Origin of the sequence: Streptomyces tibetensis (assembly GCF_040647715.1) — a bacterium.
GTDB classification, from domain to species: domain Bacteria; phylum Actinomycetota; class Actinomycetes; order Streptomycetales; family Streptomycetaceae; genus Streptomyces; species Streptomyces tibetensis_A.
The window spans coordinates 71,723-97,827 of sequence record NZ_JBEZCR010000015.1 but is presented as its reverse complement, the minus strand read 5'-3'; the positions used below and the strand labels follow the sequence as shown (position 1 = coordinate 97,827).

Annotated in this window: 23 protein-coding genes; all 23 read left to right on the top strand. The window is 69.4% G+C overall.

The window, feature by feature from the left end; all coding sequences use genetic code 11:
• The first annotated feature begins 2 nt into the window (after positions 1–2).
• Entirely contained in the window at positions 3–1,394 is a 1,392-nt protein-coding gene (lysA, locus tag AB0B29_RS32645) for a diaminopimelate decarboxylase (RefSeq protein ID WP_362245479.1), read from the top strand.
• 180 nt (positions 1,395–1,574) lie between these two features.
• Positions 1,575–2,867, top strand: a complete 1,293-nt coding sequence (locus AB0B29_RS32640) for a homoserine dehydrogenase (protein ID WP_362245477.1) — start codon at positions 1,575–1,577, stop codon at positions 2,865–2,867.
• A gap of 6 nt (positions 2,868–2,873) precedes the next feature.
• Complete coding sequence (gene thrC / locus AB0B29_RS32635; RefSeq protein ID WP_362245475.1) at positions 2,874–3,932, top strand: threonine synthase; 1,059 nt, start codon at positions 2,874–2,876, stop codon at positions 3,930–3,932.
• A gap of 340 nt (positions 3,933–4,272) precedes the next feature.
• The gene (gene thrB / locus AB0B29_RS32630) at positions 4,273–5,202 is read left to right on the top strand and encodes a homoserine kinase (RefSeq protein ID WP_362245473.1); all 930 of its coding nucleotides are present in this window, start codon (positions 4,273–4,275) and stop codon (positions 5,200–5,202) included.
• Positions 5,203–5,604: 402 nt separating this feature from the next.
• On the top strand, positions 5,605–7,698 hold the full coding sequence (rho, locus tag AB0B29_RS32625; RefSeq protein ID WP_362245471.1) for a transcription termination factor Rho: 2,094 nt from the start codon (positions 5,605–5,607) through the stop codon (positions 7,696–7,698).
• Positions 7,699–7,848: 150 nt separating this feature from the next.
• Positions 7,849–9,636 carry a trypsin-like serine protease gene (locus AB0B29_RS32620; RefSeq protein ID WP_362245662.1) on the top strand — a complete coding sequence of 596 codons (1,788 nt, stop codon included), beginning with the start codon at positions 7,849–7,851 and terminating at the stop codon, positions 9,634–9,636.
• Between the two features lie 208 nt (positions 9,637–9,844).
• Positions 9,845–10,981, top strand: coding sequence for an LCP family protein (locus AB0B29_RS32615; RefSeq protein WP_362245469.1), 1,137 nt, complete (start codon positions 9,845–9,847; stop codon positions 10,979–10,981).
• Positions 10,982–11,152: 171 nt separating this feature from the next.
• A complete protein-coding gene (rpmE, locus tag AB0B29_RS32610; protein ID WP_003992975.1) occupies positions 11,153–11,374 on the top strand; it encodes a 50S ribosomal protein L31 in 222 nt (73 codons plus the stop codon).
• 291 nt (positions 11,375–11,665) lie between these two features.
• Entirely contained in the window at positions 11,666–12,742 is a 1,077-nt protein-coding gene (gene prfA, locus AB0B29_RS32605) for a peptide chain release factor 1 (RefSeq protein WP_362245467.1), read from the top strand.
• Between the two features lie 95 nt (positions 12,743–12,837).
• Positions 12,838–13,677 carry a peptide chain release factor N(5)-glutamine methyltransferase gene (prmC, locus tag AB0B29_RS32600; RefSeq protein ID WP_362245465.1) on the top strand — a complete coding sequence of 280 codons (840 nt, stop codon included), beginning with the start codon at positions 12,838–12,840 and terminating at the stop codon, positions 13,675–13,677.
• An 88-nt stretch (positions 13,678–13,765) separates the two neighbouring features.
• A complete protein-coding gene (locus AB0B29_RS32595) occupies positions 13,766–14,413 on the top strand; it encodes an L-threonylcarbamoyladenylate synthase (RefSeq protein WP_283972404.1) in 648 nt (215 codons plus the stop codon).
• Positions 14,410–15,090 (top strand): protein-tyrosine-phosphatase, encoded by a 681-nt coding sequence (locus tag AB0B29_RS32590; RefSeq protein WP_362245463.1) that lies wholly within the window; start codon positions 14,410–14,412, stop codon positions 15,088–15,090. Before AB0B29_RS32595 ends, AB0B29_RS32590 begins: the two co-directional genes overlap by 4 nt.
• A gap of 120 nt (positions 15,091–15,210) precedes the next feature.
• Positions 15,211–16,449: a serine hydroxymethyltransferase gene (gene glyA / locus AB0B29_RS32585; protein WP_362245461.1), complete on the top strand. Its 1,239-nt coding sequence runs from the start codon at positions 15,211–15,213 to the stop codon at positions 16,447–16,449.
• Positions 16,450–16,578: 129 nt separating this feature from the next.
• Positions 16,579–17,925, top strand: a complete 1,347-nt coding sequence (locus tag AB0B29_RS32580; RefSeq protein ID WP_362245459.1) for an MraY family glycosyltransferase — start codon at positions 16,579–16,581, stop codon at positions 17,923–17,925.
• 297 nt (positions 17,926–18,222) lie between these two features.
• The gene (locus AB0B29_RS32575) at positions 18,223–18,660 is read left to right on the top strand and encodes a hypothetical protein (RefSeq protein ID WP_362245457.1); all 438 of its coding nucleotides are present in this window, start codon (positions 18,223–18,225) and stop codon (positions 18,658–18,660) included.
• 273 nt (positions 18,661–18,933) lie between these two features.
• A complete protein-coding gene (atpB, locus tag AB0B29_RS32570) occupies positions 18,934–19,701 on the top strand; it encodes a F0F1 ATP synthase subunit A (RefSeq protein WP_362245660.1) in 768 nt (255 codons plus the stop codon).
• 78 nt (positions 19,702–19,779) lie between these two features.
• Positions 19,780–20,016 carry a F0F1 ATP synthase subunit C gene (locus AB0B29_RS32565; RefSeq protein WP_351098992.1) on the top strand — a complete coding sequence of 79 codons (237 nt, stop codon included), beginning with the start codon at positions 19,780–19,782 and terminating at the stop codon, positions 20,014–20,016.
• A gap of 39 nt (positions 20,017–20,055) precedes the next feature.
• Positions 20,056–20,604, top strand: coding sequence for a F0F1 ATP synthase subunit B (locus tag AB0B29_RS32560; RefSeq protein WP_221756783.1), 549 nt, complete (start codon positions 20,056–20,058; stop codon positions 20,602–20,604).
• A complete protein-coding gene (locus AB0B29_RS32555) occupies positions 20,601–21,416 on the top strand; it encodes a F0F1 ATP synthase subunit delta (RefSeq protein WP_362245455.1) in 816 nt (271 codons plus the stop codon). Before AB0B29_RS32560 ends, AB0B29_RS32555 begins: the two co-directional genes overlap by 4 nt.
• A gap of 126 nt (positions 21,417–21,542) precedes the next feature.
• On the top strand, positions 21,543–23,132 hold the full coding sequence (gene atpA, locus AB0B29_RS32550) for a F0F1 ATP synthase subunit alpha (protein ID WP_362245453.1): 1,590 nt from the start codon (positions 21,543–21,545) through the stop codon (positions 23,130–23,132).
• 20 nt (positions 23,133–23,152) lie between these two features.
• Positions 23,153–24,070, top strand: coding sequence for a F0F1 ATP synthase subunit gamma (locus AB0B29_RS32545; protein ID WP_344458800.1), 918 nt, complete (start codon positions 23,153–23,155; stop codon positions 24,068–24,070).
• Positions 24,071–25,519 carry a F0F1 ATP synthase subunit beta gene (atpD, locus tag AB0B29_RS32540; protein ID WP_362245451.1) on the top strand — a complete coding sequence of 483 codons (1,449 nt, stop codon included), beginning with the start codon at positions 24,071–24,073 and terminating at the stop codon, positions 25,517–25,519.
• 117 nt (positions 25,520–25,636) lie between these two features.
• Positions 25,637–26,014 (top strand): F0F1 ATP synthase subunit epsilon, encoded by a 378-nt coding sequence (locus tag AB0B29_RS32535; RefSeq protein ID WP_033312984.1) that lies wholly within the window; start codon positions 25,637–25,639, stop codon positions 26,012–26,014.
• Positions 26,015–26,105 lie beyond the last annotated feature (91 nt).

Sequence of the window (26,105 nt, the reverse complement as noted above, 5' to 3'; positions counted from 1 at the left end):
TCATGAGCCGTTCCGCACACCCCGCCGGGCCCCGTCACGCGGATGTCCTCCCCGACGGGCACTACTCCGCCCCGCCCGCCGACCTCAACGCGCTGGACCCCAAGGTGTGGGCCCAGACCGTGACCCGTGACGCCGACGGAGTCGTGACCGTCGGCGGCATCCCCGTCACCCGGCTCGCCGAGGAGTTCGGCACCCCCGCCTACGTCCTGGACGAGGCCGACTTCCGGGCCCGCGCGCGTGCCTGGCGCACCGCCTTCGGGGCCGACGCCGACGTCTTCTACGCCGGCAAGGCGTTCCTCTCCCGTGCCGTCGTGCGCTGGCTCGAGGAGGAGGGGCTGAACGTCGACGTCTGCTCGGGCGGCGAGCTGACCACCGCGCTGTCCGCCGGCATGCCCGCCGAGCGCATCGCCTTCCACGGCAACAACAAGTCCGTCGACGAGATCACCCGGGCGGTCGAGGCCGGCGTCGGGCACATCATCCTCGACTCCTTCCAGGAGATCGTCCGCGTCGCCCACATCGCGCAGGGTCTCGGCAAGCGGCAGAAGGTCCTCATCCGCATCACCGTCGGCGTCGAGGCCCACACCCACGAGTTCATCGCCACGGCCCACGAGGACCAGAAGTTCGGCATCCCGCTGGCCGGCGGGCAGGCCGCCGAGGCCGTACGGCGCGCGCTGCAGCTCGACGGCCTGGAGCTGGTCGGCATCCACAGCCACATCGGGTCGCAGATCTTCGACATGTCCGGGTTCGAGGTCGCCGCGCACCGGGTGGTCGGGCTGCTGAAGGACATCCGCGACGAGCACGGCGTCGAGCTGCCCGAGATCGACCTCGGCGGCGGGCTGGGCATCGCGTACACGAGTGACGACGACCCGCGCGAGCCGCACGAGATCGCCAAGGCGCTCACCGAGATCGTCACCAGGGAGTGTGAGGCCGCGAAGCTGCGCACGCCGCGGATCTCCGTCGAACCGGGGCGCGCCATCGTCGGCCCGACCGCACTCACGCTCTACGAGGTCGGCACCGTCAAGCCCCTCGACGGACTGCGGACCTACGTCTCCGTCGACGGCGGCATGTCGGACAACATCCGCACGGCGCTGTACGACGCCGAGTACACCGTCGCGCTGGTCTCCCGCACCTCCGACGCCGAGCCGATGCTCGCCCGCGTCGTCGGCAAGCACTGCGAGAGCGGGGACATCGTGGTCAGGGACGCGTTCCTGCCGTCCGATCTGGCACCGGGTGACCTCATCGCCGTACCGGCGACGGGTGCCTACTGCCGTTCCATGGCCAGCAACTACAACCATGTGCTGAGGCCGCCGGTCGTCACCGTTCAGGACGGTGAGGCCCGGGTGATCGTCCGCCGCGAGACGGAGGAGGACCTGCTGCGTCTCGACGTCGGCTGAACGGCAGTCGTCTGACTGGCAAAGGCCGAAAGCCGAAGCGAGCGGGCGGCGGGAAGATCTCCTGTCTTTCGCCTCCGCGAAAATGAAATAGACATCTCACGATCCGGACCGGGGGCAGAAACTCCCGTCCGGTGAGTGAGACTGGTTCCACCGTAGACGGTAAAGAGGAAACGAGGTCGGATGATGCGTACGCGTCCGCTGAAGGTGGCGCTACTGGGCTGTGGAGTGGTCGGCTCAGAGGTGGCGCGCATCATGACGACGCACGCCGACGACCTCACGGCCCGCATCGGGGCCCCGGTGGAGCTCGCGGGCGTGGCCGTACGGCGACCCGACCGGGTGCGCGAGGGCATCGCCCCCGAGCTCGTCACCACCGACGCCACCGCCCTGGTCAAACGCGGCGACATCGACGTGGTGGTCGAGGTCATCGGCGGCATCGAGCCCGCCCGGACCCTCATCACCACCGCCTTCGAGCACGGCGCGTCCGTCGTCTCCGCCAACAAGGCGCTGCTCGCCCAGGACGGCGCGGCCCTGCACGCGGCCGCCGAGCAGCACGGCAAGGACCTCTACTACGAGGCCGCCGTCGCCGGCGCCATTCCGCTGGTCCGGCCGCTGCGCGAGTCCCTCGCCGGCGACAAGATCAACCGGGTGATGGGCATCGTCAACGGCACGACGAACTTCATCCTCGACAAGATGGACTCCACCGGCGCCGGCTACCAGGAGGCCCTCGACGAGGCCACCGCCCTGGGGTACGCGGAGGCGGACCCGACCGCCGACGTCGAGGGCTTCGACGCCGCCGCCAAGGCCGCGATCCTCGCCGGCATCGCCTTCCACACCCGGGTGCGTCTCGACGACGTCTACCGCGAGGGCATGACCGAGGTGACCGCGGCCGATTTCGCCTCCGCGAAGCAGATGGGCTGCACCATCAAGCTGCTCGCCATCTGCGAGCGGGCCGGCGACGGGGCGTCCGTCACCGCGCGCGTGCACCCGGCCATGATCCCCCTGAGCCACCCGCTGGCCTCCGTCCGCGGCGCCTACAACGCCGTGTTCGTCGAGTCCGACGCCGCCGGGCAGCTCATGTTCTACGGCCCCGGAGCGGGCGGTTCCCCGACCGCCTCCGCCGTGCTCGGCGACCTCGTCGCCGTCTGCCGCAACCGGATCGGCGGCGCGACCGGACCGGGCGAGTCCGCCTATGCCGCGCTGCCGGTGTCACCGATGGGTGACGTCGTCACGCGGTACCACATCAGCCTCGACGTAGCTGACAAACCGGGTGTTCTCGCCCAGGTCGCGACCGTCTTCGCCGAGCACGGAGTCTCGATCGATACGGTTCGCCAGTCGGGGAAGGACGGCGAGGCCTCCCTCGTCGTCGTCACGCACCGTGCGTCCGACGCCGCCCTCACCGGGACCGTCGAGGCGTTGCGCAAGCTCGACACCGTGCGTGGTGTCGCCAGCATCATGCGGGTTGAAGGAGAGTAACCAGCAATGACCCACCAGTGGCGCGGAATCATCGAGGAGTACCGGGACCGGCTGCCGGTATCCGACAGCACACCGGTCGTGACGCTCCGCGAGGGCGGCACGCCCCTCGTGCCCGCGCAGGTGCTCTCCGAGCGCACGGGCTGCGAGGTCCACCTCAAGGTCGAGGGCGCGAACCCGACCGGGTCCTTCAAGGACCGTGGCATGACCATGGCCATCACCCGGGCCAAGGAGGAGGGCGCGAAGGCCGTCATCTGCGCCTCCACGGGCAACACGTCGGCCTCCGCCGCCGCGTACGCCGTGCGGGCCGGGATGGTCTGCGCCGTGCTCGTCCCGCAGGGCAAGATCGCGCTGGGCAAAATGGGCCAGGCCCTCGTGCACGGCGCGAAGATCCTCCAGGTCGACGGCAACTTCGACGACTGCCTCACGCTCGCGCGCGGCCTGAGTGACAACTACCCCGTGGCGCTGGTCAATTCGGTCAACCCGGTGCGTATCGAGGGTCAGAAGACGGCCGCCTTCGAGATCGTGGACATGCTCGGCGACGCGCCCGACATCCACGTCCTGCCCGTCGGCAACGCGGGCAACATCACGGCCTATTGGAAGGGCTACACGGAGTACGCCGCCGACAAGGTGGCGACCCGGACCCCGCGGATGTGGGGCTTCCAGGCCTCCGGCAGCGCCCCGATCGTGCGCGGTGAGGTCGTCAAGGACCCCTCGACCATCGCCACGGCCATCCGCATCGGCAACCCGGCGTCCTGGCAGTACGCGCTTGCCGCGCGGGACGAGTCGGGCGGCTCCATCGACGAGGTGACGGACCGTGAGATCCTGCGCGCCTACCGGCTGTTGGCCTCGCAGGAGGGCGTCTTCGTCGAGCCGGCGTCCGCCGCGTCCGTCGCCGGTCTGCTGAAGGCCGCCGAGCAGGGCAAGGTCGACCCGGGTCAGCGGATCGTGTGCACCGTCACCGGCAACGGGCTGAAGGACCCCGACTGGGCCGTCGCCGGTGCCCCTCAGCCGGTCACCGTACCCGTCGACTCGGCGGCCGCGGCGGAGCGCCTCGGCCTGGCCTGACCTGCGGCGTCGCACCGAGCGCCGGTGCACCGCCCGACACGGTCCGGCGTAAGACGGCGCTTGCCCGGGGGAGTTCCCCACGGGGGGTGCATAGGGGGCTTACGACACGCATCGTGCGCCTCCTGTGCGCCCTATGTCGCCACAGAACCTTCCTTCGATAGGCTGTACCGAACCCGCCCGCCGCATATGCCTCCGCATGAGCACGGCGCCGCGCCGTCTCCGCGGCCGGGCAGCGGCCGGCCATCACGGTCGGCAGCGGCCCCCAGGGTTCTCGTACGCCATCGAATGTCAACTGAACGTCATTCGACGATCACCGCAGCTCAAGGAGAGTCATCGAGCGATGGCCGGTCCAGCGTTCCGCGCCGCCGCCGTCCGGGTGCGCGTCCCCGCCACCAGCGCCAATCTCGGCCCGGGCTTCGACGCCCTCGGCCTCGCGCTGGGCTTGTACGACGACGTGGTCGTCCGGGTGGCCGACTCCGGGCTGCACATCGACATCGCGGGTGAGGGAAGCGAGACGCTCCCGCGCGACGAGAAGCACCTGCTCGTGCGTTCCCTGCGCACCGCCTTCGACCTGCTCGGCGGACAGCCGCGCGGTCTGGAGATCGTCTGCGCCAACCGCATTCCGCACGGCCGGGGCCTGGGCTCCTCCTCGGCGGCCATCTGCGCGGGCATCGTCGCCGCCCGCGCCGTGACCATAGGGGCCGACGCCAAGCTCGACGACACCGCGCTGCTGGAACTCGCCACCGAGATCGAGGGCCACCCCGACAACGTCGCGGCGTGTCTGCTGGGCGGCTTCACGCTGTCCTGGATGGAGGGCGGCGCGGCGCGCGCGATCAGGATGGATCCCGCGGATTCCATCGTTCCGGTGGTTTTCGTCCCCGGAAAGCCGGTACTCACGGAGACGGCGCGCGGCCTGCTCCCGCGCACCGTCCCGCACGTCGACGCTGCCGCCAACGCGGGCCGGGCGGCCCTGCTCGTCGAGGCCCTGACGCGCCGTCCCGAACTGCTTCTGCCGGCCACCGAGGACCGCCTGCACCAGGAGTACCGCGCCCCCGCCATGCCCGAGAGCGCGGCACTGGTGGAGCGGCTGCGGGGCGACGGCATCCCCGCGGTCATCTCCGGCGCCGGACCCACGGTCATGGCGCTCGCCGACGCGGAGACCGCCGACAAGGTCGAGGCCCTGGCGGGCGCGGAGTGGGCCGCGAACCGGCTGCGCCTCGATCAGCAGGGCGCGAGCGTGCTGCCGCTGGCGGCCTCCGGTGACATCTGAAATGCCTCGGTTACCGGATTTCGAGAGGGGGAATGTTTGTTGGATCCGGTAGTGTTAACCTCAAGTCTGCACCCGACCCCACCACGGCGAGGTGCCTCGTGTCCCCGTCCGGGACAGACATTCTTCCGGGAGCCCCCCAAGCCGCACCGTGTTCCGTACGTCGGACCGTACGCCGTACGAGGACACTGAGCGGGTCGCAGGGCATGCTCCGGAACCGGTGCGACCACGCCGCGTGACACTGACACTGGGTGCCACGACTCAAGGAAGCGCCATCACCAGATTCCTCCGCCGATCAGGCGGACCACCGCCCCGGCGCGGTTCACACCACACGAACCGAAGTCGGACAGCACAAACGGTCGCCGAGCCAGACAGGCCGACGTCCGCTCCAGGGAAGGACCCTTCGTGAGCGACACCACCGATCTGATGGGCGCACGTGTCGAGGAGACCGCTGCCGCGCCCGCCACGGACGCCTCCGCGCCTGCCAGCGGTGCCGGCTCCCGGCGGCGCCGCGGTACCGGCCTCGAGGGCATGGTGCTGGCCGAGCTGCAGCAGGTCGCCTCGGGCCTGGGTATCAGGGGCACGGCGCGGATGCGCAAGAGCCAGCTGATCGAGGTCATCAAGGAGGCGCAGGCGTCCGGCGGCGCCGCTCCGGCGGCGAAGGCCGACGCCCCCGCCGAGACCAAGCCCAAGCGTCGCGCCACCTCGCGGACCCGTACGGGAGACAACGCCGAGAAGGCGGACAAGAAGGCGGACGCGCAGGAGGCCCCCCAGGCCCCCGCGGACAAGGCCGACAAGGCCGTGGCCCAGCAGCAGATCGAGATCCCCGGCCAGCCGGCCGGCGGCCCCTCGCGCGACGGGTCCCGTGCGAGCGCGGGCGAGCGTGGGGGAGACGAGGCGCCCGAGCGCCGTCGCCGCCGCGCCACCGCCGATGCCGGAGCCCCGGCTTCCGCCGCGGAGACCATCGTCGCCGAGGCGAAGAACGACACCAAGGCCGAGACGCCGGCCCAGTCGCAGCAGCAGTCCCAGAACAACGAGGCCAAGTCCGACGCCGGTGACGGCGGCGAGGGCCGTCGCCGCGACCGCCGTGACCGGGGCGACCGTGGTGACCGGGGCGACCGTGGTGACCGCGGTGGCCGGGACCGTGACCGCCGCGGCGGCAAGGGCGACGACCAGCAGGGCGGCGGCCAGCGCGGCCAGCAGCAGAGCCAGCAGGGCGGCGGTCGTCAGGACCGGGGACAGCAGCAGGACGACGATGACTTCGAGGGCGGCCGGCGTGGGCGTCGCGGCCGTTACCGCGACCGCCGTGGTCGTCGCGGCCGCGACGACATCGCCTCCGAGCCGCAGATCAACGAGGACGACGTCCTGATCCCGGTCGCGGGCATCCTGGACATCCTCGACAACTACGCGTTCATCCGCACGTCCGGCTACCTGCCCGGCCCGAACGACGTGTACGTCTCCCTCGCCCAGGTCCGCAAGAACGGCCTGCGTAAGGGCGACCACATCACCGGTGCCGTGCGCCAGCCCAAGGAAGGCGAGCGCCGCGAGAAGTTCAACGCGCTGGTGCGCCTGGACTCCGTCAACGGCATGGCGCCCGAACACGGCCGCGGCCGCCCGGAGTTCAACAAGCTGACGCCGCTGTACCCGCAGGACCGCCTCCGTCTGGAGACGGACCCGGGCGTCCTCACCACCCGCATCATCGACCTCGTCTCGCCCATCGGTAAGGGCCAGCGTGGTCTGATCGTGGCCCCGCCGAAGACCGGCAAGACCATGATCATGCAGGCGATCGCCAACGCGATCACCCACAACAACCCCGAGTGCCACCTGATGGTCGTCCTCGTCGACGAGCGTCCGGAAGAGGTCACCGACATGCAGCGGTCGGTGAAGGGCGAGGTCATCTCCTCGACCTTCGACCGCCCGGCCGAGGACCACACCACGGTCGCCGAGCTCGCCATCGAGCGCGCCAAGCGCCTGGTGGAGCTGGGCCACGACGTGGTCGTGCTGCTCGACTCGATCACGCGTCTGGGCCGTGCGTACAACCTCGCCGCCCCGGCCTCCGGCCGCATCCTGTCCGGTGGTGTCGACTCGACCGCCCTGTACCCGCCGAAGCGCTTCTTCGGTGCGGCCCGCAACATCGAGGACGGCGGCTCGCTGACCATCCTCGCCACCGCCCTGGTGGACACCGGGTCCCGCATGGACGAGGTGATCTTCGAGGAGTTCAAGGGCACCGGCAACGCCGAGCTGAAGCTCGACCGGAAGCTCGCCGACAAGCGCATCTTCCCGGCGGTGGACGTCGACGCGTCCGGCACCCGCAAGGAAGAGATCCTGCTCGCCCCCGACGAGCTCGCCATCGTCTGGAAGCTGCGCCGGGTGCTGCACGCCCTCGACCAGCAGCAGGCGGTCGAGCTGCTGCTCGACAAGATGAAGCAGACCAAGTCGAACGCCGAGTTCCTGATGCAGATCCAGAAGACCACCCCGACGCCCGGCAACGGCGACTGAGGTCGGTCGGCCGGTCAGGCCGACTCGGTAAGGACTGCACAAGAGGGCCGCTCCCCGCACGGGGGCGGCCCTCTGTGCTGTTCGTGTGCGGGTAGGATCACGCTCTCTTCGAACTTGTGATCCCGAGGGGGGACATTCGTGGGTACACCCATGCCCGGGGGCGGTCGGCACAGACGCCGGATACGCATAGCCCTGCCCGTCGCCGCGGCCGGTGTCGCCGCCGCCGTGGCCGGCGCGCTGCTGACGACGTCCGCCGACGCGGCCACGCCGCTGCCGCGGCCGACGGTCAAGCCCGCCGTCAGCTCGCCGTCGCTCGCCGAGCTGGAGAAGCGCGTCGCGGGCGCCATGGCCGGTGACGACGTCGCCGGCAAGACGAGCAAGGCCTCGCTCAGCGCGGGCACCGTGGCCGGCAGCATCGACCCCAAGATCATCGGTGGCAACGAGACCACCATCAGCACGGCCCCGTGGATGGCGCAGCTCCACTACTACGACGACCGGGGCACCTCGAGCACCGCCGACGACATCGGCTTCTTCTGCGGCGGCGCCGTCGTCGCGCCGACGAAGATCCTCACCGCCGCGCACTGCGTCAAGGGCTACAACTGGAACGCCAACGGCGCCGTCGTCACCGGCACCTCCCAGCTGCCCTCGGCCGACGGCACCGACCTGCACGGCGGCACCGTCACCGGCGTCTGGCGGCAGTGGAACCACCCGTCGTACAACGCGAACACCATCGACAACGACATCGCGGTGCTGACCCTGCCCGTCCCGGTCAAGGCCACCCCGATCCGGATGACGACGTCCGGCGACACCACCTCGTACAAGGCCGGCACCAGCGCCAAGGTCTACGGCTGGGGCCGCACCAGCTCCACCAGCGACGACATCTCCGAGACGCTGAAGACGGCCACGCTGCCCATGCAGTCCGACACGACGTGCTCCGGCACGTACGGCGCGGACTTCATCAAGGGCCACATGGTCTGCGCGGGCAAGCCCGCCACCGGCAGCGACACCGGCACCACCTCCGCCTGCAACGGCGACTCCGGCGGCCCCCTGGTCGTCAACAACCGGATCGTCGGTGTCGTGTCCTGGGGCGTGACCGACTGCGTCGCCAAGGGCGCCTACAGCGTCTTCAGCAAGGTCAGCACCTACGTCGGAGCCGCCTACCCGCGCCTCGACGACACCAACATCAACGGTGACCACAAGGCCGACCTGTGGGTGCGCAACGCCTCCACCAAGACCGGCTACTCCAAGAACTCCAACGGCACGTCGTTCGCCGCCCGCGAGTCCTGGGGCGACTGGGACGGCGTCAACGTCGTCCTGCAGACCGACCTGGACCGGGACGGCTACCAGGACCTGGTCTACCGGGTCAGCTCCACCGGCGACGTCTTCTGGACGCACTACGTCATCTCCAGCGGCACCTGGTCCACGAAGCAGATCGCCGACAACTGGAAGACCCGCACCCGGATCATCACCCCCGGTGACGTCACCGGCGACTACCTGCCGGACCTGCTCTCGGTCGACTCCGCGGGCGTGATGTGGATCTACCCGGGCAAGGGCAACGGCACCTTCGCGGCCCGCGTGAAGGTCGGCTCCGGCTGGAACCAGTACAACTCCGTGCGCGGCAAGGGCGACTTCAACGGGGACGGCAAGACCGACCTGATCGCCCGCAGCAAGTCGGGCAGCTACCTCTACCTCTACAAGGGCACCGGCAAGGCCGGCTCGGGCGCCTTCTCGGCCCGGGTGAAGGTGCGCACGTGGGACGGCTACAACGCCTTCGACGCGCCCGGTGACGTCACCGGCGACGGCAAGGCCGACTTCCTGGCCCGCACCCCCGGCGGCACGCTCTACCTGTACGCCGGCACCGGCAAGGGGACCAGCGAGATCTTCGCCACACGCAAGTCCGTCGGCACCGATTTCAAGCAGTACGACATCTTCGGCTGACATCGCAGGTGAGCGGGGTACGTCCCGCTGTGCCGAACACGCACTGTGCCCACCGTCCTACGCGGTGGGCACAGTCCGTTGTGCAACCCTTTCCCGAGTTTCTCCGTCTGACCAGGCGGAGCGACGATAGTGCGAGGAAGGTTCTTTTCCGGCCACGCCTGGCACTGACCCGCAGGGGGTAAGCGACCGTAGAAGAGCTGAGGAGTACATGTCTGCCGAGAGCACGCCGGACCCGGGCATACCGGGAAGTAACGGCATCAACGGAGCGCGTCATCGTGGCAAGGGCCGGCGACGCAAGCCCCCGAGACGCCGCAAGGGCTTGATGATCACGGCCTGGACCACCGCAGGCATCGTCGTGCTGGGTGGTGCCGGAGCCGGTTACCTGTACTTCAAGCTCAACGGCAACCTCAAGAGCGTCGACATCGACCAGGCTCTCGGCACGGACCGGCCCGAAAAGGCCGACAACGGCTCCGAGAACATCCTCGTCCTCGGCTCCGACACCCGCGCCGGAGGCAACAAGAAGCTCGGCGGCGGCACCGACGACGGCAGCGCCCGCTCCGACACGGCGATGATCGTGCACATCTACAAGGGTCACAAGAAGGCCAGCGTCGTCTCCATCCCGCGCGACACCCTGATCGACCGCCCGTCCTGCACGGACACCCAGGGCAACGACCACCCCGCGGCCCGGAGCGTGATGTTCAACTCCGCGTACTCCACCGGCGGGGCCGCCTGCGCCGTGAAGACCGTCGAGTCGATCACCGACCTGCGCATGGACCACTACCTGGAGGTCGACTTCGCCGGCTTCCAGAAGCTCATCGACGACCTCGGCGGCGTCGAGATCACCACGACCAAGAGCATCGACGACCCCGACAGCCATCTGAAGCTGAAGGCGGGCACCCACACGCTCGACGGAAAGCAGGCCCTCGGGCTGGTGCGTACGAGGCACGGCGTCGGCGACGGCTCCGACCTGGGCCGCATCCAGCTCCAGCAGGCCTTCATCAAGGCCCTGGTCAACCAGATCAAGGACGTCGGCGTCTTCTCGAACCCGAAGAAGCTGCTGGACCTCGCGGAGACCGCGACCAAGACGGTGACGGCCGACTCCGACCTGGGCTCGGTCAACAAGCTCGCGTCCTTCGCGAACGGCCTCAAGGGCATCAGCCCGTCCCAGATGCACATGGTCACGATGCCGGTGGCCTACGACCCGGCCGACCCCAACCGCGTCCTCCTCCAGAAGAAGAAGGCCGACGAGATCTGGAAGGCCCTGGAGCAGGACAAGCCGATCCCCAAGAGTGCGACGAAGGGCAGCGCCTCCGGCGAGGCCAAGGGCGTCGTCAGCGCCCCGTAGGGGCGCGGGGAAACTGCGCGACAGGCCCCCACCGGCCCGCGGGGAACAAACAACGACAACCCCCGGTTTTGGGAGTAGGCCCCAGTCCTGGCAGACTGGTACGTCGGCCCCGGTTCACGCTCCCGCACCCCGCGGCGGCGACCCGGCGCCCTCCCGAAACTAGGAGACACCTTGAAGCGCGACATCCACCCCGAGTACGTCGAGACGCAGGTCAGCTGCACCTGTGGCGCGTCGTTCACCACCCGCAGCACCATCGAGTCCGGCACCATCCGCGCCGATGTCTGCTCCGAGTGCCACCCGTTCTACACGGGCAAGCAGAAGATCCTCGACACCGGTGGCCGCGTGGCCCGCTTCGAGGCCCGCTTCGGCAAGGCCGCCGGCTCCAAGAAGTAGCGAGCTCCCTAGGGCCTGCCCGGCGGATCCTGTCGGAGACGCGGGGCCTGGCGCGCACATCTGCGGCGTTGTCGTCAGTCGCCGACGCTCCGCGTCGACTCTTTCCTCCGCCTTGCAGCTGCACGCACCAGGCCCCGCTCACCGGCACTGACGGGTACGGCGGATTTCCTCCGACCTGATCCGCCGGGCAGGCCCTAGCGCCGGTCCACGGAAGCGCCCCCTCGCCGGGTGCTCCGGGACCGGCGTTTTTGGTCGCCCGCCCTTCACCCCGTCCGTACACAGGAGCCCAAGATGTTCGAGGCCGTCGAGGAACTCGTCGCCGAGCACGCCGACCTGGAGAAGAAGCTCGCCGACCCGTCGGTCCACGCCGACCAGGCCAACGCGCGCAAGCTGAACAAGCGGTACGCCGAGCTCACCCCCATCGTCGCCACGTACCGCTCCTGGACGCAGACGGGCGACGACATCGAGACCGCGCGCGAACTGGCCGCCGACGACCCCGACTTCGCGGCCGAGGTCAAGGACCTGGAGCGGACGCGCGAGGAGCTCACGGAGAAGCTGCGCCTGCTGCTCGTCCCGCGCGACCCCAGCGACGACAAGGACGTCATCCTCGAGATCAAGGCGGGCGCGGGCGGCGACGAGTCGGCCCTGTTCGCCGGCGACCTGCTGCGCATGTACCTGCGCTACGCCGAGCGCGTCGGCTGGAAGACCGAGATCATCGACGCCACCGAGTCCGAGCTGGGCGGCTACAAGGACGTCCAGGTCGCCGTGAAGACCAAGGGTGGCCAGGGCGCGACCGAGCCCGGCCAGGGTGTCTGGGCGCGCCTGAAGTACGAGGGCGGTGTGCACCGCGTGCAGCGCGTTCCCGCGACGGAGTCCCAGGGGCGCATCCACACCTCCGCGGCCGGTGTGCTCGTCACGCCCGAGGCCGAGGAGGTCGACGTCGAGATCAACCCGAACGACCTCCGCATCGACGTCTACCGCTCCTCCGGGCCCGGCGGGCAGTCCGTCAACACCACCGACTCCGCCGTGCGCATCACGCACCTTCCGACCGGCGTCGTCGCCTCCTGCCAGAACGAGAAGAGCCAGCTGCAGAACAAGGAGCAGGCACTGCGTATCCTGCGCTCCAGGCTGCTCGCAGCGGCGCAGGAGGAGGCGGAGCGGGAGGCCGCCGACGCCCGCCGCAGCCAGGTCCGCACGGTCGACCGCTCCGAGAAGATCCGCACCTACAACTTCCCGGAGAACCGCCTCTCGGACCACCGCGTCGGCTTCAAGGCGTACAACCTGGACCAGGTCCTGGACGGCGACCTCGACGCGGTGATCCAGGCCTGCGTCGACGCGGACTCCGCGGCGAAGCTGGCGGCCGCGTAAGGCAGGCACGAGCACGTACGCGTGATCACGTACGAGTAATACGGAGGACTTGCGTGCAGCAGTCATTTGGGGGGCGACCCCCAAGCCCCCGCAGCGTGCTGCTCGCGGAGGTGGCCCAGGCCACCCAGCGGCTCGCCGACGCCGGCGTGCCCTCGCCGCGTACCGACGCGGAGGAACTCGCCGCCTTCGTGCACGGCGTCAAGCGCGGCGAGCTGCACTCCGTCAAGGACTCCGACTTCGACGCCCGCTACTGGGAGGTCATCGCCCGCCGCGAGGCCCGCGAACCGCTCCAGCACATCACCGGGCGCGCCTACTTCCGCTACCTGGAACTCCAGGTCGGCCCCGGGGTGTTCGTGCCGCGGCCCGAGACGGAGTCCGTGGTCGGCTGGGCCATAGACGCCGTACGGGCCATGGACGTCGTCGAACCGTGCATCGTCGACCTGTGCACCGGCTCCGGCGCCATCGCGCTCGCTCTCGCCCAGGAGGTGCCGCGCTCGCGCGTGCACGCCGTGGAGCTGTCCGAGGACGCCCTCAAGTGGACGCGCAAGAACGTCGAGGGGTCCAGGGTCGACCTGCGGCAGGGCAACGCGCTGACCGCCTTCCCGGACCTCGACGGTCAGGTCGACCTGGTCATCACCAACCCGCCGTACATCCCGCTCACCGAGTGGGAGTACGTCGCCCCCGAGGCGCGGGACTACGACCCCGACATGGCCCTCTTCTCCGGCGAGGACGGCCTCGCCCTCATCCGCGGCCTGGAGCGCACCGCGCACCGGCTGCTGCGCCCGGGCGGCGTGGTCGTGGTCGAGCACGCCGACACCCAGGGCGGCCAGGTGCCGTGGATCTTCGCCGAGGACCGCGGCTGGACCGATGCGGCCGACCACCCGGACCTGAACAATCGTCCGCGTTTCGCCACGGCCCGCAAGGCGCTGCCGTGAGCACACCGGGCACTCCGCGGTCTTCGCGGACCTCTTGGACTTCGTGGACTTCATCCCAGCAGTACGTGTACGAGGAGGCCAGCTAAAGATGGCACGGCGATACGACACCAACGACGCCACCGACCGTGTGACCGGTCTGCGCGAGGCAGCGTCCGCCGTCCGCCGTGGCGAGCTCGTGGTGCTGCCGACGGACACGGTGTACGGCATCGGCGCCGACGCGTTCTCCTCGGAGGCGGTCGCCGACCTGCTCGACGCGAAGGGCCGGGGCCGCAACATGCCCACCCCCGTGCTCATCGGGTCCCCGAACACGCTGCACGGCCTCGTCACGGACTTCTCCGAGCTGGCCTGGGAGCTGGTCGACGCCTTCTGGCCGGGCGCGCTGACGCTCGTCGCGCGGCACCAGCCGTCCCTGCAGTGGGACCTCGGGGACACCCGCGGCACGGTCGCCGTGCGCATGCCACTGCACCCGGTCGCCATCGAACTGCTGACCGAGGTCGGCCCCATGGCCGTCTCCTCCGCCAACCTGACCGGCCACCCGGCGCCGGAGAACTGCGACGCCGCGCAGGAGATGCTCGGCGACTCCGTCTCCGTCTACCTCGACGGCGGCCCGACCCCCGGCATCGTGCCCTCGTCGATCGTCGACGTGACCCGTGAGGTGCCGCTGCTGCTGCGTGCGGGCGCCCTCTCGGCGGACGAGCTGCGAAAGGTCGTACCCGACCTCGAGGTGGCGAATTGACGGCCCCTGGATCGGGGCGTGGCATAGGCAACGGGGAAAGCGCGGCGGAGATCACGACGACGTTCGTGGGGCTTCCGCGTGACAGCTTCCGGATCCTCCACGTCAGCACCGGCAACGTGTGCCGCTCGCCCATCACCGAGCGGCTGACCCGCCATGCGGTGCGGGAGCGGCTCGGCATCCTGGGCGGCGGGCTGATCGTGGAGAGCGCGGGCACCTGGGGCCACGAGGGCGCGCCCATGGAGTCCCACGCGGAGACCGTCCTGGCCGACTTCGGCGCGGACGCCTCCGGCTTCACCGGGCGTGAGCTCCTCGACGAGCACGTGATCCGCGCCGACCTGGTGCTGACCGCGACCAGGGACCACCGGGCGCAGGTCATCTCCATGGGCCACTCCGCGGGCCTGCGGACCTTCACGCTCAAGGAGTTCACCCGCCTGGTCAAGGCCATCGACCCGGCGACCCTGCCGTCCCTGGAGGAGGGCGTGGTCGTCCGCGCGCGTGCGCTGGTCCGCGCCGCGGCCGCTCTACGCGGGTGGCTGCTGGCGCCGACGGCCGAGGCGGACGAGGTCTACGACCCCTACGGCGCCCCCCTGACGTTCTTCCGGTCCATCGGGGACGAGATACACCAGGCCCTCGATCCGGTCGTCACGGCGCTCACGGGCGTCCCCGCAAAGACGTAACAGCCGAGCGCTCCGCAGGGCCCGGGCCTACATTGGTCCTACGTCACCACGGCGAGTGAGCCGACGGACTCAGGCGCCCGGAGGCGAACCGCCCAGACCATGCGTCGCCCGGAGCCCACCATGACGCTCACCCCTGCCATCCAGGCCGACGTCCTGCGCCGCCAGGACCCCGAGCTCGCCGACATCCTGCTCGGCGAGCGGGAGCGGCAGTCGACCACGCTCCAGCTGATCGCCGCCGAGAACTTCAGCTCCCCGGCCGTGCTGGCCGCCCTCGGGTCGCCGCTCGCGAACAAGTACGCCGAGGGCTACCCGGGCGCGCGGCACCACGGCGGCTGCGAGGTCGTCGACGTCGCCGAACGCGTCGCCGTCGAGCGGGCCAGGGCGCTGTTCGGCGCCGACCACGCCAACGTCCAGGCGCACTCGGGTTCATCGGCGGTGCTCGCCGCCTACGCCGCCCTGCTCCGCCCCGGCGACACCGTCCTCGCGCTCGGCCTGCCCTACGGCGGCCACCTCACGCACGGTTCGCCCGCGAACTTCTCGGGCCGCTGGTTCGACTTCGTCGGATACGGCGTCGAGGCCGAGTCCGGGTTCATCGACCACGAGCAGGTGCGCACCCTGGCCCGCACCCGCCGGCCCAAGGCGATCGTGTGCGGCTCGATCTCCTATCCCCGCCATCTCGACTACGCGTTCTTCCGCGAGGTCGCCGACGAGGTGGGCGCGTACCTCATCGCGGACGCCGCGCACCCCCTCGGGCTGGTCGCCGGGGGAGCGGCCCCGAACCCGGTGCCGTACGCGGACATCGTCTGCGGGACCACCCACAAGGTGCTGCGGGGGCCGCGCGGTGGTGTGCTGCTGTGCCGCGCGGAGCTGGCCGAGCGGGTCGACCGGGCCGTGTTCCCTTTCACACAGGGCGGTGCGCAGATGCACACCATCGCCGCGAAGGCGGTCGCGTTCGGGGAGGCGGCAACACCGCAGTTCGCCGCGTACGCCCATCAGGTGGTGGCGAACGCGCGGGTCCTGGCGTCCCGGCTGGCGGCGGAGGGCCTGGTCGTCACCACCGGCGGCACGGACACGCACCTGATCACCGCCGACCCGGCCCCGCTCGGCGTCGACGGACGCACCGCCCGGGGCCGTCTGGCCGCGGCGGGCCTGGTCATGGACTGTTGTGCGCTGCCCCACGGTGACGCCCGGGGGCTCAGGCTCGGCACGGCCGCGATCACCACGCAGGGCATGGGCGAGGCGGAGATGGTCCGGATCGCCGGACTGTTCGCCGGGGTGCTGCGGGGCGTGACGGATCCCTCAAGAGCGCGTGAAGAAGTGCGGGAGCTGGCCGGTGGATTTCCGCCGTATCCGGCGTGAGCCGGGGTAAGCGCATCAGGGTGCACAGCCACTCGTGCAACCATCGTCGCTACCCGGAAGTCCCCACCCATATGCGCGCCTCGCTAGGGTGTGGGGCTGAGATGGCCAGCGAGACCTGTGGGGAAGCCCGTGCGTGAATACCTCCTGACGCTCTGCATCACGGCCGCGGTGACGTATCTGCTGACAGGGCCGGTACGGAAGTTCGCGATCGTGGCCGGAGCGATGCCGGAGATCCGGGCACGTGACGTGCACCGGGAGCCCACTCCGCGCCTCGGCGGTATCGCGATGTTCTTCGGCCTGTGCGCGGGCCTGCTGGTCGCCGACCACCTGACCAACCTCAACCAGGTCTTCGAGACGTCGAACGAACCCCGGGCGCTGCTGTCCGGGGCCGCCCTGATCTGGCTGATCGGTGTACTGGACGACAAGTTCGAGATCGACGCCCTGATCAAGCTGGGCGGCCAGATGATCGCCGCGGGCGTGATGGTCGTGCAGGGTCTGACGATCCTGTGGCTGCCGATCCCGGGTGTCGGCTCGGTCGCGCTCACCCAGTGGCAGGGCACCCTGCTCACGGTCGCCCTGGTCGTCATCACCATCAACGCGGTCAACTTCGTCGACGGCCTGGACGGCCTCGCGGCCGGCATGGTCTGCATCGCGGCCACGGCGTTCTTCCTGTACGCCTACCGCATCTGGTACTCGTACGGCATCGAGGCCGCCGCCCCCGCCACGCTGTTCTCGGCGATCCTGATGGGCATGTGCCTGGGCTTCCTGCCGCACAACATGCACCCGGCGCGGATCTTCATGGGCGACTCGGGCTCGATGCTGATCGGCCTGGTGCTGGCCGCCGGCGCGATCTCCATCACCGGGCAGGTCGACCCGGACGCGCTCAACCTGTACGTGGGTTCGGAGAAGGAGGCCGTGCACCAGACGGTCCCCGTCTACATCCCGCTGCTGCTGCCGCTGACGATCATCGCGGTGCCGGCCGCCGACCTGATCCTGGCGATCGTGCGGCGCACCTGGCGTGGCCAGTCCCCGTTCGCCGCCGACCGCGGCCACCTGCACCACCGGCTGCTGGAGATCGGCCACTCGCACAGCCGCGCGGTGCTGATCATGTACTTCTGGTCGGCGCTGATCGCCTTCGGCGCTCTCGCCTACTCGGTCAACTCGGCGTCCATGTGGATCGTGCTCGGTGTGGTGGCCCTGAGCGCGATCGGTCTGATCCTGCTTCTGCTGCCGCGCTTCACGCCCCGTGCCCCGCGCTGGATGGAGCGGTTCGTGCCGCCGCGCTACCGGCGGCGGGGCTCGGTCGCAGCCCTCTCACCCGAAGCCTCGACGCCGGCGTCGGCGGCGGACCGGACCGGCCCGGCCGGCACCGAGAGCCGCACGCCCGTGGTCTCCGGGGTCTCCGGCGTCAACGGGGCGACCGCCCTCGGACCCCGTTCTCAACTGGCCGACCGGCGCAAGGCGGGGACAAGGTAAGAATCTGACTAGAGCATTGCCAAGTCGTGGGGTGGTGATGGGGGTGCGAAGCGCCCAATACCAGACATCTCGGCACTGTTCTCGCTCAGACGCGCAGGTTCACTCTCGTGTGTGACTGTGTGCACACCTTCAGGTAAAGACTGCATCAAATAGTTTGTGATACGGTTCACGAGAACCCCCCGGATAGAGCCGAAGGACCGTAGTGCGACGGTCCATTGGTGTGAGGTCTCCACTCAGCCCGGGACTACGCTCGTCCATGACGACACCCCTGCCCCCTGCGAAAGCGGAGTTGCCGCCATGCCGTCCAATGACGCCCGGAACCTCTTGCAGTGCGCTGTGCCCACAGCGGCTGCCGGTGTGGTCGTGGTCGCCGTCAGTGGCGCGGTGGCCGGAGGCAAGGGAGCGATCGGAGCGGCCGTCGGCACGGTGCTGGCCATCCTCTTCATGGGAATCGGCCTGTTCGTTCTCCAGTGGACGGCAAAAACGCTCCCGCAGTTGTTCCAGGCCATGGGGCTCATGCTCTATGTCGCCCAACTCCTGCTTCTCCTGATCTTCGTCGCCCTCTTCAAGGACACCTCTCTCTTCAACGCGAAGACGTTCGCCCTCGGGCTCGTCATCGCGACCGTCGTGTGGATGGCCGCGCAGGCTCGTGCGCATATGAAGGCCAAGATCTTCTACATCGACCCGGACTCCGAGAAGAGCGAGAAGGCCGAGAAGACCGGGTCGTCGTCGTGACGAGTAGGGGCGCGATAAAGGGCAGTAGGAACTCCTGCTATCGTCCGGTGCCAACTGCGGCATCGCGGGCGCGGGCATCTGAGCTGACGCCTGCTCGAACGCGAGGCTCGATGCCCCCCAGCCGCCCTCACATCCGTAACACCAGTCCCGTGCCGAACCGCGGCTGCGCGCCGCGCCGACACAACGAGGTTGCCGTACCTATGCGTCACGCCGAAGGAGCCCGCGGTGAGTGCTGACCAGACCCAGCTCGCCTTTGACTGGAGCTGTCGGATCATGTCCGACGGGTGTGGTTTTCCGGCACCGGGCCTGCACTCGTTCCTCTTCAAGCCGATTGCCACGGTTGGAGGGTTCGAGTTCAACAAGGTGATGCTGCTTGCCCTCATCACCACCGTCCTCGTCATCGGCTTCTTCTACGCGGCCTTCGGCAAGGCCAAGGTCGTGCCGGGCAAGCTGCAGATGGTCGGTGAAGCCGGTTACGACTTCGTCCGCCGCGGCATCGTCTACGAGACCCTCGGAAAGAAGGAGGGCGAGAAGTACGTCCCCCTGATGGTCTCGCTCTTCTTCTTCATCTGGATCATGAACATCTGGTCCGTGATCCCGCTCGCGCAGTTCCCGGTCTCGTCGGTCATCGCCTTCCCGGCGGTCCTCGCCGCGATCGTCTACGTGACCTGGGTCTCACTGACCTTCAAGCGGCACGGCTTCGTCGGGTTCTTCAAGAACATCACCGGCTACGACAAGTCGCTCGGTCCGGTGCTGCCGCTCGTCATGGTCATCGAGTTCTTCTCGAACCTGCTCGTCCGGCCGTTCACGCACGCCGTGCGACTGTTCGCGAACATGTTCGCCGGCCACCTGATGCTGGTCATGTTCACCGTCGCCTCCTGGTACTTGCTGAACAGCTGGATGATCCCGGCGGCCGGTGTCTCCTTCGTCATGACCGTCGTGATGATCGGCTTCGAACTCTTCGTGCAGGCCGTCCAGGCGTACGTCTTCGTACTCCTTGCCTGCACGTACATCCAGGGCGCTCTGGCCGAGCACCACTGAGCCCCGCCCGCCCCGCAAATCCCAAGAACGTCCGGTGGCCAACCCCCGCCGGTCCGTGAAAGAGAAGGAAGAAACAGCATGGCTGCCACTGAGACCCTCGCCGCTGTCTCCGGTTCGCTCGGCTCCATCGGCTACGGCCTCTCCGCCATCGGCCCCGGCGTCGGCGTCGGCATCATCTTCGGCAACGGCACCCAGGCTCTGGCCCGTCAGCCCGAGGCCGCCGGCCTGATCCGTGCCAACCAGATCCTGGGCTTCGCCTTCTGTGAGGCGCTCGCCCTCATCGGCATCGTTATGCCGTTCGTGTTCGGTCAGTAATTACCTGCTCACCGACACGTTTCGACGAAAGGCACTGATGTGATCGCCAACCTGGTGCAGCTGGCGGCCGAGGAGAAGCAGAACCCGCTTATTCCTCCGGGCCCCGAGCTGCTCATCGGCACCATCGCCTTCGCCATCGTGTTCTTCTTCTTCTGGAAGAAGCTGCTTCCGAACATCAACAAGGTTCTGGAGGAGCGCCGCGCGGCGATCGAAGGCGGTATCGAAGAGGCCGAGACCATGAAGGTCGAGGCCCAGAGCGTCCTTGAGCAGTACAAGGCACAGCTCGCCGAGGCCCGGCACGAGGCCGCGCGCCTGCGCCAGGAGGCGCAGGAGCAGGGTGCCACGCTCATCGCCGAGATGCGGGCCGAGGGCCAGCGTCAGCGCGAGGAGATCGTCGCCGCCGGCCACGCCCAGATCGAGGCCGACCGCAAGGCCGCCGCTTCCGCGCTGCGCCAGGACGTCGGCAAGCTCGCCACCGACCTGGCCGGCAAGCTCGTCGGGGAGTCCCTCGAGGACCACGCCCGCCAGAGCCGCGTGATCGACCGGTTCCTCGACGAGCTCGAGGAGAAGGCCGAGGCCGGGCGATGAACGGAGCGAGCCGCGAGGCCCTGGCAGCCGCACGTGAGCGTCTCGACGCGCTGACGGACTCGACGTCCGTGAACGCGGCTTCGCTCGCCGACGAGCTGGCCGCCGTCACCGCGCTGCTCGACCGTGAGGTGTCGCTGCGTCGGGTCCTCACCGACCCGGCGCAGGCCGCGGAGGCGAAGGCCGAGCTGGCCCAGCGTCTGCTCGGCACCCAGGTCAGCGGCCCCGCCGCCGACCTGGTGGCCGGTATGGTGCGCTCCCGCTGGTCGCAGTCCCGCGACCTGGTGGACGCCCTGGAGGAGCTGGCCGACACCGCCGACCTCACGGCCGCCCAGCAGGCCGGCAAGCTCGACGACGTCGAGGACGAGCTGTTCCGGTTCGGCCGGATCGTCTCCGGCAGCACCGAGCTGCGGGCCGCGCTGACCGACCGCAAGGCCACCACCTCGGCCAAGGGCGAGCTGCTGCGCAGCCTCCTCGGCGGCCGGGCCCAGTCGGCCACCGAGCGTCTGGTCACGCGCCTTGTGACCGCGCCGCGGGGACGTAGCCTGGAGGCGGGACTCGAGTCCCTGTCCAAGCTGGCCGCCGAACGCCGGGACCGCATGGTGGCGATCGTCACCTCGGCGGTGCCGTTGAGCGACCCGCAGAAGCAGCGCCTGGGCGCCGCCCTCGCGAAGCTCTACGGCCGCACGATGCACCTCAACCTGGACGTGGACCCCGAGGTCCTCGGCGGAATCCGGGTGCAGGTCGGCGACGAGGTCATCAACGGCTCCCTCGCGGACCGCATCGAGGACGCCAGCCGCCGGCTCGCCGGCTGAGCAGCAACTCAATAGGCAGTACGTACTTACGACGGCCCTGGTTGGGCCGTGCAGAAGAATCCTGGGGGTCGCCCCCAGACCCCCAAAGTGAAACTTCGGGCCCAACAAGGAGAGCAGGGAACCCAGATGGCGGAGCTCACGATCCGGCCGGAGGAGATCCGGGACGCGCTGGAGAACTTCGTCCAGGCGTACAAGCCGGACGCGGCCTCGCGCGAGGAGGTCGGTACGGTCACCTTCGCCGGTGACGGCATCGCGAAGGTCGAGGGCCTGCCCTCGACCATGGCCAACGAGCTGCTGAAGTTCGAGGACGGCACCCTCGGCCTCGCCCTCAACCTCGAGGAGCGCGAGATCGGTGCCATCGTCCTCGGCGAGTTCAGCGGCGTCGAGGAGGGCCAGCCGGTCTCCCGTACCGGTGAGGTTCTCTCCGTTGCGGTGGGCGAGGGCTACCTCGGCCGCGTGGTGGACCCCCTCGGCAACCCGATCGACGGTCTCGGCGAGATCGAGACCGAGGACCGTCGCGCCCTGGAGCTGCAGGCCCCGGGCGTCATGGTCCGCAAGTCGGTGCACGAGCCGATGGAGACGGGCTACAAGGCCGTCGACGCGATGACCCCCGTCGGCCGTGGTCAGCGTCAGCTGATCATCGGTGACCGCCAGACCGGCAAGACCGCCCTGGCCGTCGACACGATCATCAACCAGCGCGACAACTGGCGCTCGGGCGACCCGAAGAAGCAGGTCCGCTGCATCTACGTCGCCATCGGCCAGAAGGGCTCCACGATCGCCGGTGTGCGCGGCGCTCTGGAGGAGGCCGGCGCGCTGGAGTACACGACCATCGTCGCCGCCCCGGCGTCCGACCCGGCCGGCTTCAAGTACCTGGCGCCGTACACCGGTTCGGCCATCGGTCAGCACTGGATGTACCAGGGCAAGCACGTCCTGATCATCTTCGACGACCTGTCGAAGCAGGCCGACGCCTACCGCGCCGTGTCGCTGCTGCTGCGCCGCCCGCCGGGCCGTGAGGCCTACCCGGGTGACGTCTTCTACCTGCACTCCCGTCTGCTGGAGCGCTGCGCGAAGCTCTCCGACGAGATGGGTGCCGGCTCGATGACCGGTCTGCCGATCGTCGAGACCAAGGCCAACGACGTCTCGGCGTTCATCCCGACCAACGTCATCTCCATCACCGACGGCCAGTGCTTCCTGGAGTCGGACCTGTTCAACGCCGGTCAGCGCCCCGCGCTGAACGTCGGTATCTCCGTCTCCCGAGTCGGTGGTTCCGCGCAGCACAAGGCGATGAAGCAGGTCTCCGGCCGTCTGCGTGTGGACCTCGCCCAGTTCCGTGAGCTGGAGGCGTTCGCCGCCTTCGGTTCGGACCTGGACGCCGCGTCCAAGGCGCAGCTGGAGCGCGGTCAGCGCATGGTCGAGCTGCTGAAGCAGCCGCAGTACCAGCCGATGGCCACCGAGGACCAGGTCGTCTCCGTCTGGGCCGGCACCACCGGCAAGATGGACGACGTCCCCGTCGCCGACATCCGCCGCTTCGAGAAGGAGCTGCTGGACTACCTGCACCGCAAGGAGCAGGGTCTGATGACCTCCATCCGCGAGGGCGGCAAGATGTCCGACGACACCCTGCAGGCCGTCGCCGAGGCCATCGCGGAGTTCAAGAAGCAGTTCGAGACCTCCGACGGCAAGCTGCTCGGCGAGGACACCCCGGCTGCCGGTAAGTGACGACGGAAGGGACCTGACTCATGGGAGCCCAGCTCCGGGTCTACAAGCGTCGCATCCGATCCGTCTCCGCGACCAAGAAGATCACCAAGGCGATGGAGATGATCGCTGCCTCGCGCGTCGTCAAGGCGCAGCGCAAGGTGGCGGCCTCCACCCCGTACGCGACCGAGCTCACCCGCGCGGTCACGGCGGTCGCCACCGGCTCTAACACCAAGCACCCGCTGACGACGGAGGCCGAGAACCCGACCCGCGCCGCGGTCCTGCTCCTCACGAGCGACCGCGGTCTGGCCGGCGCCTTCAACTCCAACGCCATCAAGGCCGCGGAGAAGCTCACGGCGAAGCTCGAGGCCGAGGGCAAGGAGGTCGTCAACTTCATCGTCGGCCGCCGTGGTGTCGCCCACTACAACTTCCGCGAGCGCAAGATCGCGGAGTCGTTCACGGGCTTCACCGACGACCCGACGTACGCGGACGCCAAGAAGGTCGCGGCCCCGCTGATCGAGGCCATCGAGACGGAGACGGCCGAGGGCGGCGTGGACGAGCTCCACATCGTCTACACCGAGTTCGTGTCGATGATGACGCAGACGGCGATCGAGGCGCGGCTGCTGCCGCTCAGCCTCGACGAGGTGGCTGCGGAGGCCGCGCCCAAGGGCGAGATCCTTCCGCTGTTCGACTTCGAGCCCTCGGCGGAGGACGTCCTCGACGCCCTGCTGCCGCGCTACGTCGAGAGCCGCATCTACAACGCGCTGCTCCAGTCGGCCGCTTCCAAGCACGCCGCCACGCGGCGCGCGATGAAGTCGGCCACCGACAACGCCGGAGAGCTCATCGAGACGCTCACCCGGCTTGCCAACCAGGCCCGCCAGGCCGAAATCACCCAGGAAATCAGCGAGATCGTCGGTGGCGCGAGCGCCCTGGCCGACGCGACCGCGGGGAGTGACCGATAAATGACCACCACTGTTGAGCCGACCGCTCCTGCTGGCGTGGCCACTGGCCGCGTCGCGCGGGTCATCGGCCCGGTCGTCGACGTGGAGTTCCCCGTCGACGCGATGCCGGAGATCTACAACGCCCTTCACGTCGAGGTCGCCGACCCGGCGCTGGCGGGCCAGAAGAAGACGCTGACCCTGGAGGTCGCCCAGCACCTGGGTGACGGCCTGGTCCGCGCCATCTCGATGCAGCCCACCGACGGCCTGGTCCGCCAGGCCCCGGTGACCGACACGGGCGCGGGCATCACCGTCCCGGTCGGCGACTTCACCAAGGGCAAGGTGTTCAACACCCTCGGTGAGGTGCTGAACACGGACGAGGTCCACACGGGCGAGCGCTGGTCCATCCACCGCAAGGCCCCCGCGTTCGACCAGCTCGAGTCGAAGACCGAGATGTTCGAGACGGGCCTGAAGGTCGTCGACCTCCTTACCCCGTACGTCAAGGGCGGCAAGATCGGTCTGTTCGGTGGTGCCGGTGTCGGCAAGACCGTGCTGATCCAGGAAATGATCATGCGTGTCGCCAACCTCCACGAGGGCGTCTCCGTCTTCGCGGGCGTCGGCGAGCGCACCCGTGAGGGCAACGACCTCATCGCGGAGATGGAAGAGTCCGGCGTTCTGGACAAGACCGCCCTGGTCTTCGGCCAGATGGACGAGCCCCCGGGCACCCGTCTGCGCGTGGCCCTGGCCGGCCTGACGATGGCGGAGTACTTCCGTGACGTCCAGAAGCAGGACGTGCTGTTCTTCATCGACAACATCTTCCGCTTCACCCAGGCCGGTTCCGAGGTGTCGACCCTGCTCGGCCGTATGCCCTCCGCGGTGGGCTACCAGCCGAACCTGGCCGACGAGATGGGCACCCTCCAGGAGCGCATCACCTCGACCCGTGGTCACTCGATCACCTCGATGCAGGCGATCTACGTCCCCGCGGACGACCTGACCGACCCGGCCCCGGCCACCACCTTCGCCCACCTCGACGCGACGACGGTGCTGTCCCGTCCGATCTCCGAGAAGGGCATCTACCCGGCCGTGGACCCGCTGGACTCGACGTCCCGCATCCTCGACCCGCGGTACATCTCGGCGGACCACTACAACGCCGCGATGCGCGTGAAGAACATCCTGCAGAAGTACAAGGACCTGCAGGACATCATCGCGATCCTCGGTATCGACGAGCTCGGCGAGGAGGACAAGCTCGTCGTCCACCGTGCCCGTCGCGTGGAGCGCTTCCTGTCCCAGAACACCCACGCCGCCAAGCAGTTCACCGGTGTGGACGGTTCGGACGTGCCGCTGGACGAGTCGATCGCCGCGTTCAACGCGATCTGCGACGGCGAGTACGACCACTTCCCGGAGCAGGCGTTCTTCATGTGCGGTGGTCTCGAGGACCTGAAGAACAACGCGAAGGAGCTGGGCGTCTCCTGACCCGGGCAGCGCTCGAGTCATGAGGGGGCGGGGTTCGTCCCGCCCCCTCATTCACGCCTACTAGACTTGTAACCAACACCCGGCACTCCCGCCGGGTGGTGACCCGAGGAGCCACCCTTGGCTGCTGAGCTGCACGTCGCGCTGGTCGCGGCCGACCGTGAGGTCTGGTCCGGCCAGGCCACCCTGGTCGTCGCGCGCACCACGTCCGGCGACATCGGCGTCATGCCCGGTCACCAGCCGCTGCTCGGTGTGCTGGAGTCGGGCCCGGTGACCATCCGTACGAGTGAGGGCGGGACGGTCGTCGCCGCCGTGCACGGCGGATTCATCTCGTTCGCGGACGACAAGCTCTCGCTGCTCGCCGAAGTCGCCGAGCTGTCGGACGAGATCGATGTCCAGCGCGCGGAGCAGGAGCTCGAGCGCGCGAAGGCGGAGGACGACGCGGAGGCCCAGCGCCGCGCGGACGTCCGTCTGCGGGCTGCGACGGCGGCACGCTGACCGAAGTCCGCCGTGTGATGACGTCACTCAGCCGCGGCTGGGTACCGGAGAGATCCGGGCCCGGCCGCGGCTGAGGCGGATGTGGGTGATT